16 protein-coding genes are annotated in these 13,469 nt (G+C 61.9%); 4 read left to right on the top strand and 12 right to left on the bottom strand.

Annotated elements, in window-relative coordinates; all coding sequences use genetic code 11:
• Positions 1-10 precede the first annotated feature (10 nt).
• From N4J17_RS12950 to N4J17_RS12960, 3 genes are read right to left on the bottom strand one after another with little or no spacing between them, the layout of a single operon-like run.
• A complete protein-coding gene (locus N4J17_RS12950; protein WP_198321603.1) occupies positions 11-1,870 on the bottom strand; it encodes a GldG family protein in 1,860 nt (619 codons plus the stop codon).
• A 13-nt stretch (positions 1,871-1,883) separates the two neighbouring features.
• Positions 1,884-2,618 (bottom strand): ABC transporter permease subunit, encoded by a 735-nt coding sequence (locus N4J17_RS12955; protein ID WP_198321604.1) that lies wholly within the window; start codon positions 2,616-2,618, stop codon positions 1,884-1,886.
• Positions 2,615-3,553 (bottom strand): ABC transporter ATP-binding protein, encoded by a 939-nt coding sequence (locus N4J17_RS12960; RefSeq protein ID WP_198321605.1) that lies wholly within the window; start codon positions 3,551-3,553, stop codon positions 2,615-2,617. The genes N4J17_RS12955 and N4J17_RS12960 overlap by 4 nt, the downstream gene beginning before the upstream one ends.
• Before the next feature lie 370 nt (positions 3,554-3,923).
• On the opposite strand from N4J17_RS12960, the gene N4J17_RS12965 reads away from it, so the two are divergent.
• The 4 genes from N4J17_RS12965 to N4J17_RS12980 all read left to right on the top strand — a co-directional run bounded on the left by N4J17_RS12965 (position 3,924) and on the right by N4J17_RS12980 (position 5,572).
• A complete protein-coding gene (locus N4J17_RS12965) occupies positions 3,924-4,058 on the top strand; it encodes a hypothetical protein (RefSeq protein WP_255527180.1) in 135 nt (44 codons plus the stop codon).
• Between the two features lie 21 nt (positions 4,059-4,079).
• Positions 4,080-4,964 (top strand): class I SAM-dependent methyltransferase, encoded by an 885-nt coding sequence (locus N4J17_RS12970; protein WP_198321606.1) that lies wholly within the window; start codon positions 4,080-4,082, stop codon positions 4,962-4,964.
• Positions 4,965-5,049: 85 nt separating this feature from the next.
• Positions 5,050-5,295, top strand: a complete 246-nt coding sequence (locus N4J17_RS12975) for a hypothetical protein (RefSeq protein WP_198321607.1) — start codon at positions 5,050-5,052, stop codon at positions 5,293-5,295.
• Entirely contained in the window at positions 5,279-5,572 is a 294-nt protein-coding gene (locus N4J17_RS12980; protein ID WP_198321608.1) for a hypothetical protein, read from the top strand. The genes N4J17_RS12975 and N4J17_RS12980 overlap by 17 nt, the downstream gene beginning before the upstream one ends.
• A 2-nt stretch (positions 5,573-5,574) precedes the next feature.
• Here N4J17_RS12980 and N4J17_RS12985 read toward each other — a convergent pair whose 3' ends face one another.
• The 9 genes from N4J17_RS12985 to sdhC all read right to left on the bottom strand — a co-directional run bounded on the left by N4J17_RS12985 (position 5,575) and on the right by sdhC (position 13,381).
• Positions 5,575-5,982 carry a hypothetical protein gene (locus N4J17_RS12985; protein WP_198321609.1) on the bottom strand — a complete coding sequence of 136 codons (408 nt, stop codon included), beginning with the start codon at positions 5,980-5,982 and terminating at the stop codon, positions 5,575-5,577.
• Positions 5,979-7,364 carry a F0F1 ATP synthase subunit beta gene (gene atpD / locus N4J17_RS12990; RefSeq protein ID WP_198321645.1) on the bottom strand — a complete coding sequence of 462 codons (1,386 nt, stop codon included), beginning with the start codon at positions 7,362-7,364 and terminating at the stop codon, positions 5,979-5,981. Before atpD ends, N4J17_RS12985 begins: the two co-directional genes overlap by 4 nt.
• Positions 7,365-7,375: 11 nt before the next feature.
• Positions 7,376-8,230 carry a 3-mercaptopyruvate sulfurtransferase gene (sseA, locus tag N4J17_RS12995; RefSeq protein ID WP_198321610.1) on the bottom strand — a complete coding sequence of 285 codons (855 nt, stop codon included), beginning with the start codon at positions 8,228-8,230 and terminating at the stop codon, positions 7,376-7,378.
• Positions 8,231-8,618: 388 nt separating this feature from the next.
• Positions 8,619-9,752: a succinyl-diaminopimelate desuccinylase gene (dapE, locus tag N4J17_RS13000; protein WP_198321611.1), complete on the bottom strand. Its 1,134-nt coding sequence runs from the start codon at positions 9,750-9,752 to the stop codon at positions 8,619-8,621.
• Complete coding sequence (locus N4J17_RS13005) at positions 9,749-10,090, bottom strand: arsenate reductase (RefSeq protein ID WP_198321612.1); 342 nt, start codon at positions 10,088-10,090, stop codon at positions 9,749-9,751. The genes dapE and N4J17_RS13005 overlap by 4 nt, the downstream gene beginning before the upstream one ends.
• 2 nt (positions 10,091-10,092) lie before the next feature.
• On the bottom strand, positions 10,093-10,671 hold the full coding sequence (locus N4J17_RS13010) for a DUF2726 domain-containing protein (protein ID WP_198321613.1): 579 nt from the start codon (positions 10,669-10,671) through the stop codon (positions 10,093-10,095).
• Positions 10,672-10,794: 123 nt separating this feature from the next.
• Positions 10,795-12,582: a succinate dehydrogenase flavoprotein subunit gene (sdhA, locus tag N4J17_RS13015; protein WP_198321614.1), complete on the bottom strand. Its 1,788-nt coding sequence runs from the start codon at positions 12,580-12,582 to the stop codon at positions 10,795-10,797.
• Positions 12,583-12,587: 5 nt separating this feature from the next.
• On the bottom strand, positions 12,588-12,968 hold the full coding sequence (gene sdhD / locus N4J17_RS13020; RefSeq protein ID WP_198321615.1) for a succinate dehydrogenase, hydrophobic membrane anchor protein: 381 nt from the start codon (positions 12,966-12,968) through the stop codon (positions 12,588-12,590).
• A 5-nt stretch (positions 12,969-12,973) separates the two neighbouring features.
• Complete coding sequence (gene sdhC / locus N4J17_RS13025; RefSeq protein WP_277458267.1) at positions 12,974-13,381, bottom strand: succinate dehydrogenase, cytochrome b556 subunit; 408 nt, start codon at positions 13,379-13,381, stop codon at positions 12,974-12,976.
• Positions 13,382-13,469 lie beyond the last annotated feature (88 nt).

Raw genomic sequence — 13,469 nt, forward strand, 5'->3', positions numbered from 1 at the left:
GTTGTCTCCTTCAAGCTTGCCCTCGCCTGGCGTTCCAGGCGATGAAACCCAGCGTGCCCAGGGTAAGCAGGAGGGGCACGAGTGCGATGTTGATGAACTTCAACCGGGCTCCCAGCGCGTCGATATCCGCATCCAGTTGTCGCCGCACCTCGCGCAGTTCCTTGCGGATTTCGAGTTTGCGCCTGAGGAAGTCATCCAGCTCTCTCCGCTGTGCGGGGCTGAGGACGAAGGCGTCATCTCCGGTTTTGTCCCTTTGCAGCTCGGCCAGCTTGCGCTCTGTTTCGCTGAGCTCGTGCTGGAGCTCCCGCTCTTTGCTGCGGAAGCGGTCGTCCGCTGCTGCCTTGAGTTCCTCGACCTTGGTGAAGGGACGTGCCGAGATGCCCCGTCCTCGTATCGAAATCAGGTCAGAGCTGCCGGCGAGGTTGTCCACAGCATTGATGAACAGGTCACCGTTGCCGGCGAAGGTGGTGAGCAGCTTCTGACCGAAGAAGTTGGAAGATCTGACCCACAGCCGGTCGCTGAGCAGATCAGTATCTGCTATCAGCAGTATCTCCCCGGTTTTCTTGGCTTCTGCCAGGTGACCCGGATCGCTGCGTTGCGGAAAAGCAGTTTTGAACTTGCCTTCCAGCCTGCCGGCAAGGACCAGACGCTCGCCACCCGGCTGGTAGTCTTGTAACAGGGCGGAGGGGTCGCCGAGAAAGCGGAGGCGGTCTGCGGGGACGATCATGGCTTGGTCGCTGCTCTGGAGCAGGGGGGTCAGCCGGGTCTCCCTGTCCTTTGTCGGCCTGAAGTGGCCGGCGCTGGCGAGATGAATGGTGTCGAGGTTGGCGGTGATCACATCGACGGTGTCCAGATCCGCCTTGCCTAGCCGCAGAATCGCTGGATGCCGGCTTGGAGGAGTACCCGGGGCAGTATTGACTGTGACCGCACGGGCGCGGTCCAGCACCGCTTCATCGGCTTTGTACTCCACCCCCCAGGCTTTGAACAGGGCGGGAAGGTCCGAAGCCTTGGGAGTCACCATGGCCGCCATCGGATCGCCCACACTATCGCTCTCCGCATGGGGATCGACGAACACCATCAGACGTCCACCTCGCAGAACGAACTGATCCAGAGCGTACTGGGCGTCCTCTCCGAGCCTTTTGGGATGGACGACGACCAATACTTCGATTTCGGGGGCGACGGCCTTGAGGCTGTCGGCATCTAGGGACCGGACGTCGAACGATTGTGAGAGCTGCTCGTAGACGGTCCAGGGTGAGCCCATGTCTCCGCGTTGCGGGTCGAAGCCGCCCGCCAAGGGCAGACCGGAAACGAGTCCCACCACCGGCTTTTTCTGCGTGGCCAGATCATGGACGAGCTTGGCCAGATCGTATTCCAGAAACGGTTCCTTACCGGGTTCGAAGAAGGGGATCGTAGCCCGCCCGTCGGTCGAGTTGCTGCCTTCCAACCCGAGGAATACCTTTTCTCCGGAGGGTCCGAGGGGGATACCCTGGAGTCCGGCCGCTGCCGCCCGGTCTTCCGCTTCGGAATAGGGTAAGGGATCGATCACTTCGAGCTCGATTTTGCCTCCGGCGCGCGCGCTCATCTCGTCCAGCATCTCCCGAACCCGGTCGAAGTACAGCCGGAGTGCCCGTACATCGGGGCGATTGCTTTCGGCGGTCGCTTTGTCGGAAAAGTACAGCCGCAGGTGGATCGGTTCATCGAGCTTCGCCAGGATGTTACGGCTTCCCTCTGACAGCGTGTATAGCGAGTTTTCCGTCAGATCGAGCCGGACGCCGCGGAAAAGGGTATTGGAAATCAGCGTCAAGGACACGAAAAGCACCGCCAGGACGGCGAGTGCGCTACCACTCAGGGTCTTGCGATTCAGGGTCATGGTCCTTTGCTCCTTAATCGGCCTTTTTCAGGTCGATGACGACGGCATTGGCATACAACCAGAAGCCGATGGTGAGGAGGAAATAGATCAGGTCGCGCAGATCGATCACGCCACGGGAAATACCGTTGAAATGGCTGAGGAAGCTCAGGCCAGCGATCGCATCCACCAGGCTTTGGGGGGCGATGGCGCGGAACACGTCCAACACCAGCGGAAAGCCGGCCAAAAGGAATAGGAAACACACCACCACACTGAGGATGAAAGCGACGACCTGGCTGCGCGTTGCCGCCGACAGGCAAGCGCCGATGGCGAGATAAGCCCCTGCCATCAGCAGACTGCCGAGATAGCCCGTGACAATGACACCGTTGTCCGGATCGCCCAGATAATTGACCGTGAGCCAGATGGGGAAAGTCAGCGCCAAGGCCAGGGCGACGAAGGACCAAGCCGCGAGGAATTTGGCCAGCACGGCCTGTCCCATGGTGACGGGCAGCGTCAGCAGCAGCTCAATGGTGCCGCTTTTGCGTTCATCGGCCCAAAGCCGCATCGCCACCGCCGGTACCAGGAACAGATAAAGCCAGGGATGGAACTGAAAGAACGGATCGAGATCGGCCTGGCCTCGTTCGTAAAACCGGCCCAGGTAAAAAGTGAAGGCGCCGGACAAGAGCAGAAAGATGACGATGAAGACATAGGCCACGGGCGTGGCGAAATAGCTGCGCAATTCGCGCCAGAAGAGGGTGAAGGTCGGCTTCATGCATGGGCCTCTCGCAGATGCGACTGGGTGATGCTCCGGAACACCTCGTCCAGGCGTCCGGTTTCGAGCTGGAGTTCGCTGACGGTGATGCCCTGTGCTCTCAGGACGTCACTGACGGCCATAAGTATCTGTTTGCCTTTGCGGGGAAAGGCGGTGATGCGCTGGTTCTGCGGATCGACTTCGATGGTCTCGATCTCGGGGATGGCCGTCAGTGCTTCCCTGGCTTTTGCAGTTTCACCGGTGGTCAGGGACACCGCCATGTGGTAGCGGGAACGGGCCTCCAGTTCGCCAGGTGTGGCGTCGGCCAAGAGCGTGCCATCGGCGATCACGATGGCGCGGTTGCAGACCGCGTGCACCTCCTCGAGGATGTGCGTCGAGATGACGATCACCTTGTTCTCAGCCATATCGTTGATCAGGCGCCGCACTTCGTGCTTCTGATTGGGATCGAGGCCGTCGGTGGGCTCATCGAGGATCAGCACGGGCGGATCATGGAGTATGGCCTGCGCCAGACCGACCCGGCGTTTGAAGCCCTTGGACAGTGTGTCTATGGCTTGTTGCAGTACGTCTTCTAGGTGCAGGCGTCCGATCACATCGTCGAGCCGGCGTCGTTTCGACTCTCCCGTAAGACTCCGGATACCGGCGATGAACTCGAGAAACGAGCGGACCGTCATTTCGCCATAGCTGGGAGCGCCTTCCGGGAGATAGCCCAATGCCTTCTTGGCTTCGATCGGATGGGTCTCGACGTCGAAACCGCAGACTTTCGCGCGGCCGGCCGTAGGGGAGAGAAAGCCGGCGATCATCTTCATGGTGGTGGATTTACCGGCTCCGTTGGGTCCGAGGAAACCGAGCACCTGTCCGGGCCTGACCTCGAAGGTGACGGCGTTTACGGCGGTGAAACGGCCATAGCGTTTGGTGAGCGCCGAGGCTTCAATCATGACGGATACCTCGACGGTTGGGAGGACGGGGCCAACTGAGCAAGCATGCGTTCTACCTCCTTATGGGTTGCAGTTGCTTGAGAGTCCGCGGGGATTCATAGGGCCAGCGCCCGGTTTTTCAAGTTGTTGGGAGGCGGCGGTGATACCCAAAACTACGCTGCGGGAAAGCTTCCTGAGGGGAATACCTGGTGTCGATCCGTGGTTTCAACGACCACCGGTCTGGTTGTCTTCAACCGGAAGACTGGAAGGCGAGCCAATCGCTCGCCATGCAACCTTTTGATCCAACGATATGTGTTATGTGGCCCGAATCGTGCTTGAGTTTTTCTGAGGCACGGCTCATTCCGTGTGCTGTATTCGGAATGCAAACACCATGAAATTTCTGGACAAGGCTCTTGACAAGCTTGAAAATTTCTCTACAGATCAAGAAGCGGGGCATCACGAACGTACTCTCACCTTCATCCTGGTCGGTTTCGTTTCATTGATCCTCTTGACTGCATTGATCTGACAGCGGGCATACGGAGCAGGCATGGTCCAAGGTTCCCGGCTTCCTTACTTCGATACGTTGCTGGAGAGCTTCGACGCCGGAGACACGAATGTCGCCGAGGCTTTCGGCCGCCATGTCCATTGGGGCTATTGGGAGCAGGAACCGGAAAGTGCGCCGACCTCGGCCGAGTTCGCAAGGGCGGCCGAGCGTTTGTGCCGGGAGGTCTGGGAATCCGCCGGCATCCGTGACGGTGACCGGGTGGTGGACGTCGGCTGTGGCTTCGGCGGGACGCTGGTCAGTGTGGAGGCGCAGCGCAGCGGTGTCACCCTTACCGGTGTAAACATCGACCACCGCCAGCTGCTCCGCGCCGCCCGGATGACGAAAGCCGCCCATGCTGGAAACACACTGGCATGGCTGTGTGCCGATGCCTGTGCCCTTCCCCTCGCCGCTGTCTCCTGTGACGTCGTTCTCGCGGTGGAGTGCATCTTTCATTTTCCCGACCGCCGACGTTTTTTCGCCGAAGCTTGGCGTGTGCTCAAACCCGGCGGCCGGCTGGCATTGTCCGATTTCGTGCCGGCCAAAGTCCTGTTGCCCGTGACCTTGGCCGCGGGTTTCTGGCCAGGATCCCGCGGATTCTACGGCAAGGTCGATATGCGCTGCACTGCGCACCGTTACGCGAAGCTCGCTACCGAAGCCGGCTTTCTGCCGTTGCTCGATCGCGACATCACCCGTCATACGCTGCCCACCTATCCATTCCTGCGCCGCTTGAGCCCGAGACTGCCGGCGCTGCGGTCATCCGCCGTGGCGGAAACGCTGTTTGCCGAGCTTGCCAGCCGCCTGGGGCTCCTGCGCTATCGTATCCTCACTTACCGCAAACGGGTGTCCGAGCCGGAACCGGCTGCGACCGCTGAACGCGCGTGCGTGTGAGCGTGAAACCGGCTATCCTCTGGGTTCGTGCAGTGGCTGGAGGAGACCGCCATTGAAGGTCCGGCATAAGATTTGGAGCAGAGTGATGGCGGGAAGTCTGACAGTCCTTGGCGCCGGCTGCGGCGATCCCGGCTATCAGGGTTATCTGAACAACGACGAGCCCTTCGGGTATTACTCCGTGGGGGCCGGAAATCCCTATGCCGGTATGGGTTATTACGGCGGCTATGGAGGTCCCTACGGCGATCCCTACTACTACTATGGCATGCCGTACGGTATGGGTGGCTACTGGGGCGATCCTTACGTGGGGGATGTTGATGACCGCCATCGCTGAATCCGGCGTTTCGAGGCCGCGCATGTTCGCGGGTCTGGCTCTCTTCGCAATGGCGGGTTGCGGGCCGGGGGCCGATGCCTATCTGACGCAGGACGGGGAACCCCTGGGTTACTACGCAGGCCAAGCAGGCAACCCCATGGGTGAGAGTGGTTTCTACGGCGGCAACCCCTATTATTACTACGGCATGCCCTATGCGGGACCTTATGGGTACGGGGTCGGTGGCGGATACTTGGGCGCGGGGTCACTGAGCGGCGGCTACTGGGGCGGTCCCTTATGATGTCAAAGCTTGATCCCCTCGCGCCGTAGCTGCCACAGGCGTTTCAGCATGTGCCTTTCCAGGGCGCGGATGCTGGCTCGGGTTTCCGCCAGCGACTTCTCCTCGGCTTCCAGCTCCTCCCTCAATGCCGCGGCTGCGATCCGGTAGTCGTCGAAGAGATAAAACCGCCGCGTCAGGACCTCGAGCCGGTTCTGGACGAAATTCAGCATGGCGCCGGGTACTGCGAGGTAGCGCCAGTCGCCGTCTGCGGGTTTGAAGCGCGCCAGGCCGAACCCTAAGGCGGCGATCAGCGGGGCGTGCCCGGCGCGGATGGCGAAACTGCCGGTGTCGTCGGCGCCGACGAAGGTTTCGATGCCTTCGATTTCCTCACAGCGGCGGGTATCCCTCAGACTCAGGGCAAAGGTCCTCATGTGCCGCGCCCGAGCCTGCCGCGCATATAGCAATCTTCTTCCGCTAAATCGTCGTAACGCCCGGTCAGAAAGTCTTCACAATCGCCGAGTGTGGCCTCCAGCGGCACGCTGACGCCGGCAAGCCCGGTATGCTGGGCGGTGACGAAGAAAGGCTGAGTCAGATAGCGCTGAAGCTTGCGTGCCCGCAGCACGAGGAGCCGGTCCGCGGGCGAGAGCTCCTCCATCCCTAACATGGTGATGATGTCTTCCAGTTCCCGATAGCGGGCCAGATGTTCCCTCACCCCCTGGGCGATTGCATAATGGCGGCCGCCGATCACATGGCGGTCCATCAGGCGGCTGCCCGAGGCCAGCGGGTCGATCGCCGGGTAGATGCCCTTGCCCGCCTGGGCGCGCGACAGCACGACCGTGGTGTCGAGGTGGCTGAGAATGGCGGCCACGGCGGGGTCAGTCATGTCGTCGGCCGGCACGTACACGGCCTGTATCGAGGTGATCGCACCGGCAGCGGTCGAGGTGATGCGTTCTTCGATTTCCGCCACCTCGGTGGCGAGGGTCGGCTGGTAACCCACGGTCGCGGGCATCCGGCCCAGCAGGCTGGAAATCTCGCTGCCGGCCTGAACGAAGCGGAATACGTTGTCGACGAGGAACAGCACTTCGGTGTGCAGGGTGTCGCGGAGATACTCGGCATAGGTCAGAGCGGTCAGGCCGACCCGGAAACGGACGCCGGGCGACTCGTCCATCTGGCCGTACACCAGCAGCGACTTGTCGAGGACGCCGGCTTCGGCCAGCTCCCGCCACAATTCGTGGCCTTCCCGGATGCGTTCGCCCACGCCGGCGAAGACCGAGACTCCGCGGTGCAGGGCGATGACGGCATGCATGAACTCCATGATCAGCACCGTTTTCCCGACCCCTGCACCGCCGAACAGCCCGGTCTTCCCGCCGCGGGCGAAAGGGCAGAGCAGGTCGATGACCTTGATACCGGTTTCCAGCGTTTCGCTGGCGGCGAGCGATTCAGCCAGCGGCGCCGGCGGCCGATGGGCCTTGCGGTATTCGGAGTCGGGCAGCGGCGGGCCGCCGTCCAGCGGTTCGCCGAACAGGTTCACCAGCCGGCCCAAGCAGGCCGCGGACACCGGGACCTGCAGCGGCGCCCCGAGATCGTGGACCGCCATGCCGCGTTTGAGACCCGCGGTACGGTGCAGGGTCACGGCCCGGACATGGCTTTCGTCGAGGTGCTGGTGGACCTCGAACAGATAGGTTTCGTGATCGATTCGGCTGTACAGGGCCTGCCGGAGCGGCGGCAGTGTCTGGCAGGCGATCACCACCACCGGACCGTGGACCTCGGCGATATTGCCGATGATCGGGGCATGTTCCGGAGCGAACGGCATGCGGGAAGCGTTCAACCCGTTTCGACGGGGGTGTCGGTCCGACCGCCCCATTCGGTCCATGAGCCATCGTAGACCGCAGTATCCGAGCGCCCCAGCAAATACAATCCCAACGCAAGGACCGCGGCCGTCACACCCGTTCCGCAGGTGGCAGCCACCGGACGGTTGAGGTCGATACCGGCTTCGCGGTAGAGCGCCGCCAAATCGGCGACGGATTTGAACCGATGGCTGGTTTCATCGATCAGTCGCTTGAAGAACAGGTTACGGCTGCCGGGTATATGGCCGGAGCGCAGACCGGGCCGGGGCTCTGGCTCGGTGCCGGTGAATCGTCCAGGCGAACGGGCATCCAGCACTTGTATCGTCCGTTCCGTTGTCGCCTTCCTCATGGCTTCGAGGTCTATCACCAGTTCAGGGCGGAACCCCGCCCGGAAGGGGCGTTCGGCCCGTGGCGTATCCTCGGAAGAAACCGGCAGGCCCAGGTCCCGCCAGGACTGGAACCCGCCGTCGAGCACCGATATCCGGTCGTGGCCGAACACCCGGAATGTCCACCAGACCCGGGCAGAAGCCATGAAATCGTTGTCGTCGTAGGCGACGATATGGCTGTCATTGGCTATCCCCAGCCGGCCGACCTGGTGGGCGAAGAACGCCGGGGCCGGCAGCATGTGAGGCAGGGGGGTGGCGGCGTCGGCAATCACGTCGATATCGAAGAACCGGGCGCCCGGAATATGCGCGGCGGCGAATTCGGCTTTGGCATCGCGCCGCTGTGCTGGCATGAAGAAACTGGCATCGACCACCAAGACCCGAGGATCGTGCCGGTGCTCAGCCAACCAGCGGGCATCGACCAGAGGAGGGAAAGCGGTATCATGCATGGAATCGTCCTGAAATCTCGTAGGGTCCTCCGGATGATACCATCGCCATCTGCTCTTCCGGCGGGCAAAAAAAGACCTGCCGAAAGGGCAGGTCAAGCGTGAGCTCTATGGCACACGAGGAGGAGATCGTCGGTGTCCGTGAAATCGGGCCCGGCACTTATTTGCCGAGCGAGCGGTAATGGTTCCAGCAATAGCCGACGCTGCCGGCGAAGGTGGCGAAGAGCGCCGTGAACAGAACAAGTTCGAGAGCAGTCATAAGAAATACCTCGACCCTTGAATGTGGAACACGGCTCTAGGTTATAGAGGGGAGAGTGTGTTGACAATACCGGTAAATAGCAATTAATTGTTAACTGAACAAACCGCATCGGCGGCGATCCGCTTCAGACGGTCAGGAGATTGCCAGCAGATAACCGAGAATACGTTCGTAGATCGCGGACAGCACTTCGAGGTCTTCGACATCGACGTGTTCGTCGATCTTATGGATGCTGGCGTTGATCGGTCCCAGTTCCACGACCTGAGCGCCGGTCGGGGCGATGAAGCGGCCATCGGAAGTGCCGCCACCGGTATCGGCACGCGGGCTGAGGCCGGTGACTGCGGCAATGGCGGCACGGGTCGCATTCACCAGTTCCGTTTCCCGAGTCAGAAACGGTAGGCCGGAAAGCCGCCAGCTCAGTTCGTAGCGGAGGCGATGGCGGTCAAGGATGGTTTTTACCCGGCGCTGGATGTCCTCCACCGTGAGTTCGGTCGAAAAGCGGAAATTGAACAGGACCTCCAGTTTGCCAGGGATGACATTGTCCGCGCCGGTCCCGCCATGGATGTTGGAGACCTGGAAGCTGGTTGGAGGAAAGAACTCGTTGCCTTCGTCCCAGATTTCTGCGGTGAGCTCGTGAAGCGCGGGAGCGAAGCGGTGTATGGGGTTGTCGGCCTTATCGGGATAAGCGACGTGGCCCTGCACGCCCAGGATCCGCAATATGCCGCCCAAGGAGCCGCGGCGGCCCACCCGGATCACGTCGCCCAGCCGGGCGAAGCTCGAAGGTTCGCCGACCAGACACCAGTCGATCACCGTGTCTCGCGATTTCAGGACCTCCACCACCTTGACCACACCGTCGTAGGCCGAGCCTTCTTCGTCGCTGGTCAGCAGAACGGCGAGGGAACCGGGGTGCCCCGGATGACGGCCCACGAACCGCTGCAAGGCGGTGGTCATGGCAGCGACACTGCCCTTCATGTCGGCCGCGCCGCGTCCGTACAGTCTGCCGTCACGGATTTCGGGCTCGAACGGCGGAGATGACCAGTCTTCCAAAGGGCCCGGCGGTACTACATCGGTATGGCCCAGAAACACGAAGAGCGGCGCCGCGTCGCCGCGGCGGAGCCAGAGGTTCTTGGTGTCGCCGAAATTCAGCCATTCGGGCCGGAAGCCGTGTGGTGCCAGCCGTTCGATCACCAAGTCCATGCAGCCTGCGTCTTCAGGGGTGACGGATTCGCGCCGAATCAGCTCGAAGGCAAGGTTCAGGGTATCGCTCATGGGATGGAGGGGAAGTCCGCAAGACCGAGGAAAAATTGGCCTGCGTCTTCGACGACCGGGCGCTTGATCAGTGTCGGGTGGGCCAGCATGAGCTCCAGCGCGCGTTCGCGGTCGAGCGAGGTCCGAATGGATTCCGGCAGCAGGCGCCAGGTGGTGCTGCGGCGGTTGAGCAGATTATCCCAGCCCAAGTCTGTGACCATGCATCCGAGCAAGAGTGGATCCAGGCCGTCGTGACGGAGGTCATGGAAGCGCAAGTTATATCCCCGGCTTTCCAGAGCCCGGCGCGCCTTGCGGCAGGCATCACAATTGGCGATACCGTAGAGGGTGAGTGTTGCCATGTTCAGAACTTGAGGTCTTCGAGACTGGATATCCGCGGCTCGATCCGGCCACTCTCGCTGTCGCCGTGGACGAACACGGGTTCCCGCCGGATTTCGTCCTTGACCTGCCGGGCAATTTCTCCCGTGTCGTAGTACGGGCTGGCCGGGATGCGGATCAAAGGCAGTCCGGCGGCGTGGCACAGCAGTACGACCGGGTCGTCCGGTTCCTGGAGCTTTCGTCCCGTTCCATGCTCGGCCAGCTCCACGATCCCGGCGACGGACAGGTCGGGCTTGTGACAGAGCACGAATGTGAAGCGCCGGCCGGCCATCGACTGGTAAAGCTCACCTGCTTCCCGGCGACCGATCCCCGGATGCGGAGACAGGATGTCGCTCGCCCGTATTTTCGCGAAGATCTCGAATTCGTTCCCGATTGCACTCTTCAGGACGGCAAACAGGGCATGTTCTTCCGGGGAAAACAGGATCCGTTTGATCTGGCAGGGCATTGTGCGGGCGCGCTTGAGCTTGCGCCGGGGAATGGCCCGTATCAGCCAGCCGACGGCCAAGAGAGCCGCCAAGCCATAAAGGTACCAAAGCCAATACATCGGGATGCCGATCGGAAGCAGGGAGGTGGGGGAAATAGTTAAAGATACCAGAGCTGGCGTGCGATTTCCCGCATGGCCGGGAAAATTCGGGAAGCAGTATTTTTCCGTGGAGCGAATAGCGGTTCAATAAACACGCTTTTGGGGTGGTATCGGCTCCAGGTCGGAGGTCAGAGTATGGAGGTGGACGGGCCGGTAGGCTATGGTCGTTTCGTGCCGCTCGTTGAGCCAAAGCAAAGAGTGCTTGAGCCAGTTGACATCATCCCGCTCCGGGAAGTCTTCCCGGGCGTGGCTGCCGCGGCTTTCCTCCCGGTTGAGTGCGGCGACGACGGTTACCATAGCCTGCTGAAGCAGATTTTCCAGCTCCAGGGTTTCGAGCAGATCAGCGTTCCAGATCAATGAGCGGTCACGGATGCACACGTCGCCGAAGGAATCCATGATTCGCTTCAGTTCTTTCACCCCTTCCCGTAATACCTCGCCGGTCCGGAACACGCTGGCGTGGCTCTGCATCGTGCGCTGCATGTCCAGCCGGATGTCGGCGGTCCGCCGGCTGCCAGAGGCATGACGCAGGCGGTCGAAGCGGGCCAGGGCGGTATCACAGGTGCCCTCGGGCAGAGGTTTGTGCATCTGGCGGGGCCGGATCAGTTCGGCACAGCGCAGCGCGGCAGCGCGCCCGAATACCACCAGATCCAGCAGTGAGTTGGAACCCAGCCGGTTGGCGCCATGGACGGAGACACAGGCGCCTTCACCGATCGCCATCAGGCCCGGCACTACGGTTTCCGGATTTCCGTCCTTGAGCGTCACGACTTCGGCACGGTAATTGGTGGGAACACCGCCCATGTTGTAATGCACGGTCGGCAGCACTGGGATCGGTTCCCGGGTCACGTCGATGCCGCCGAAGATCCGAGCGGTCTCTGCGACGCCGGGAAGCCGCTCGTGGATGACCCCCGGGTCGAGATGTTCCAGATGCAGATGCAGGTGATCTTTTTCCGGGCCGAGGCCACGACCTTCGCGGATCTCGATCGTCATGGCGCGGCTGACTACGTCGCGCGAGGCAAGGTCCTTGGCATGCGGGGCGTAGCGCTCCATAAAGCGCTCGCCTTCGGAGTTGGTGAGATAGCCGCCTTCCCCGCGCACGCCCTCGGTGATGAGGCAGCCGGCGCCATAGATACCGGTGGGATGGAACTGGACGAATTCCATGTCCTGCAAGGGCAGGCCGGCCCGCAGCACCATCGCGTTGCCGTCGCCGGTGCAGGTATGGGCCGAGGTGGAGGAAAAATAGGCCCGTCCGTAGCCGCCGGTGGCGAGCAAGGTCATATGTGCCCGAAACATGTGCAGCGTACCGTCGTCCAGGCGCCAGGCCAGCACGCCGCGGCATTCGCCTTCATCCATGAGAAGGTCGAGCGCGAAATATTCGACGAAGAACTCGGCTTCGTGTTTCAGCGATTGCTGGTACAGGGTCTGCAGGATCGCGTGGCCGGTATGGTCCGCGGCGGCGCAGGTGCGCTGGGCGACCCCTTTGCCGAAACGCGTGGTCATGCCGCCGAAGGGTCGCTGGTAAATCTTGCCGTTTTCGGTGCGCGAGAACGGAACGCCGTAGTGCTCTAATTCGATGACCGCCGGCATGGCCTCGCGGCACATATATTCGATGGCATCTTGGTCGCCCAGCCAGTCCGAGCCCTTGACCGTGTCATACATATGCCAGCGCCAGTCATCCTCACCCATGTTGCCGAGCGCGGCGCTGATGCCGCCCTGCGCCGCCACGGTGTGGCTGCGGGTGGGAAACACCTTGGTGATGCAGGCCGTCTTGAGGCCCTTCTCGGCCATCCCCAGGGTAGCTCGTAGTCCCGCACCACCGGCTCCGACTACGACGGCATCGTAGGTGTGCCGGACGATTTCATAGGCCTTGCTCATTTCAGCTATGCGAATACGATGCGGAGGATGGCATAGACCGCTGCCAGCGTCAGGAAAGATGTCACCAGTTTGACGCCGAGAATCGCTGCCAGCTTGAGCCAATCGAGATGGACGTAGTCTTCGATGACGACCTGCAGGCCGAGCATCGTGTGGTAGAACGCGATCAGTACGAAGGAAAGAAGTAGCAGCGTATTCCAGGGGACGGTGATCCATCCCACCAGCTCGGCATGGCTGGCGGAAGGAAGCAGGGCCACGCTGAAGGCGAACCACAGTCCCAGCGGGACCAGAGCAACCGCCGTCACCCGCTGTCGCCACCAGTCGTGCAGCCCTTCGCGGGCGGAGCCAAGGCCGCGGGCACGGGCGAGCGGCGTCTGATAGTTTTTCATCGGGTTCAGCTCCTGGCGAGGGTGGCAACCGCGACGGCCAATACCAGTACCAGCGTTGCCACGAGTTCACCCACTGCGTAATACAGGAGGGAATCCCGCGAAAAACCATGGCCGGTGTCCCAGGCGAGGTGGCGGATGCCATGGGAAAGATGGAAAAGCAGGGCGGTGATCCAGGCCCAAAGCAGGATTCGGCCCACGATGCCGGACAGGAATGCATGGACCGGCGCATAGGCCGAGGGCCCCTGGACCACCAACATGAGCACCAGCACCAGCCCAATCAGGCCGATGCTGAGCAGGACGCCGGTGATGCGGTGGGTGATGGACAGAAGGGCTGTGACCGGCAGGCGATAAACCTGGAGGTGAGGCGAAAGCGGACGTTCGCGGACCGACGGCCGGGATGACTCGGTGTTCATTCTTTCCATGGGCGATGCAACACTCTGCCCGGATCAGGCACCGCCACGCCGTGCGGCTCGCTTGCAAACGGGCCGGAGATCATGGCAC

The sequence above is a fragment of the Methylococcus capsulatus genome (genome assembly GCF_036864975.1).
Classification (GTDB): domain Bacteria; phylum Pseudomonadota; class Gammaproteobacteria; order Methylococcales; family Methylococcaceae; genus Methylococcus.

Excerpts from the sequence above, each read along its gene's own strand:
- N4J17_RS12950 (WP_198321603.1), bottom strand. The coding sequence starts at position 1,870 with ATGACCCTGAATCGCAAGACCCTGAGTGGTAGCGCACTCGCCGTCCTG.
- N4J17_RS12955 (WP_198321604.1), bottom strand. The coding sequence starts at position 2,618 with ATGAAGCCGACCTTCACCCTCTTCTGGCGCGAATTGCGCAGCTATTTC.
- N4J17_RS12960 (WP_198321605.1), bottom strand. The coding sequence starts at position 3,553 with ATGATTGAAGCCTCGGCGCTCACCAAACGCTATGGCCGTTTCACCGCC.
- N4J17_RS12965 (WP_255527180.1), top strand. The coding sequence starts at position 3,924 with ATGAAATTTCTGGACAAGGCTCTTGACAAGCTTGAAAATTTCTCTACA.
- N4J17_RS12970 (WP_198321606.1), top strand. The coding sequence starts at position 4,080 with ATGGTCCAAGGTTCCCGGCTTCCTTACTTCGATACGTTGCTGGAGAGC.
- N4J17_RS12975 (WP_198321607.1), top strand. The coding sequence starts at position 5,050 with ATGGCGGGAAGTCTGACAGTCCTTGGCGCCGGCTGCGGCGATCCCGGC.
- N4J17_RS12980 (WP_198321608.1), top strand. The coding sequence starts at position 5,279 with ATGACCGCCATCGCTGAATCCGGCGTTTCGAGGCCGCGCATGTTCGCG.
- N4J17_RS12985 (WP_198321609.1), bottom strand. The coding sequence starts at position 5,982 with ATGAGGACCTTTGCCCTGAGTCTGAGGGATACCCGCCGCTGTGAGGAA.
- atpD (WP_198321645.1), bottom strand. The coding sequence starts at position 7,364 with ATGCCGTTCGCTCCGGAACATGCCCCGATCATCGGCAATATCGCCGAG.
- sseA (WP_198321610.1), bottom strand. The coding sequence starts at position 8,230 with ATGCATGATACCGCTTTCCCTCCTCTGGTCGATGCCCGCTGGTTGGCT.
- dapE (WP_198321611.1), bottom strand. The coding sequence starts at position 9,752 with ATGAGCGATACCCTGAACCTTGCCTTCGAGCTGATTCGGCGCGAATCC.
- N4J17_RS13005 (WP_198321612.1), bottom strand. The coding sequence starts at position 10,090 with ATGGCAACACTCACCCTCTACGGTATCGCCAATTGTGATGCCTGCCGC.
- N4J17_RS13010 (WP_198321613.1), bottom strand. The coding sequence starts at position 10,671 with ATGTATTGGCTTTGGTACCTTTATGGCTTGGCGGCTCTCTTGGCCGTC.
- sdhA (WP_198321614.1), bottom strand. The coding sequence starts at position 12,582 with ATGAGCAAGGCCTATGAAATCGTCCGGCACACCTACGATGCCGTCGTA.
- sdhD (WP_198321615.1), bottom strand. The coding sequence starts at position 12,968 with ATGAAAAACTATCAGACGCCGCTCGCCCGTGCCCGCGGCCTTGGCTCC.
- sdhC (WP_277458267.1), bottom strand. The coding sequence starts at position 13,381 with ATGAACACCGAGTCATCCCGGCCGTCGGTCCGCGAACGTCCGCTTTCG.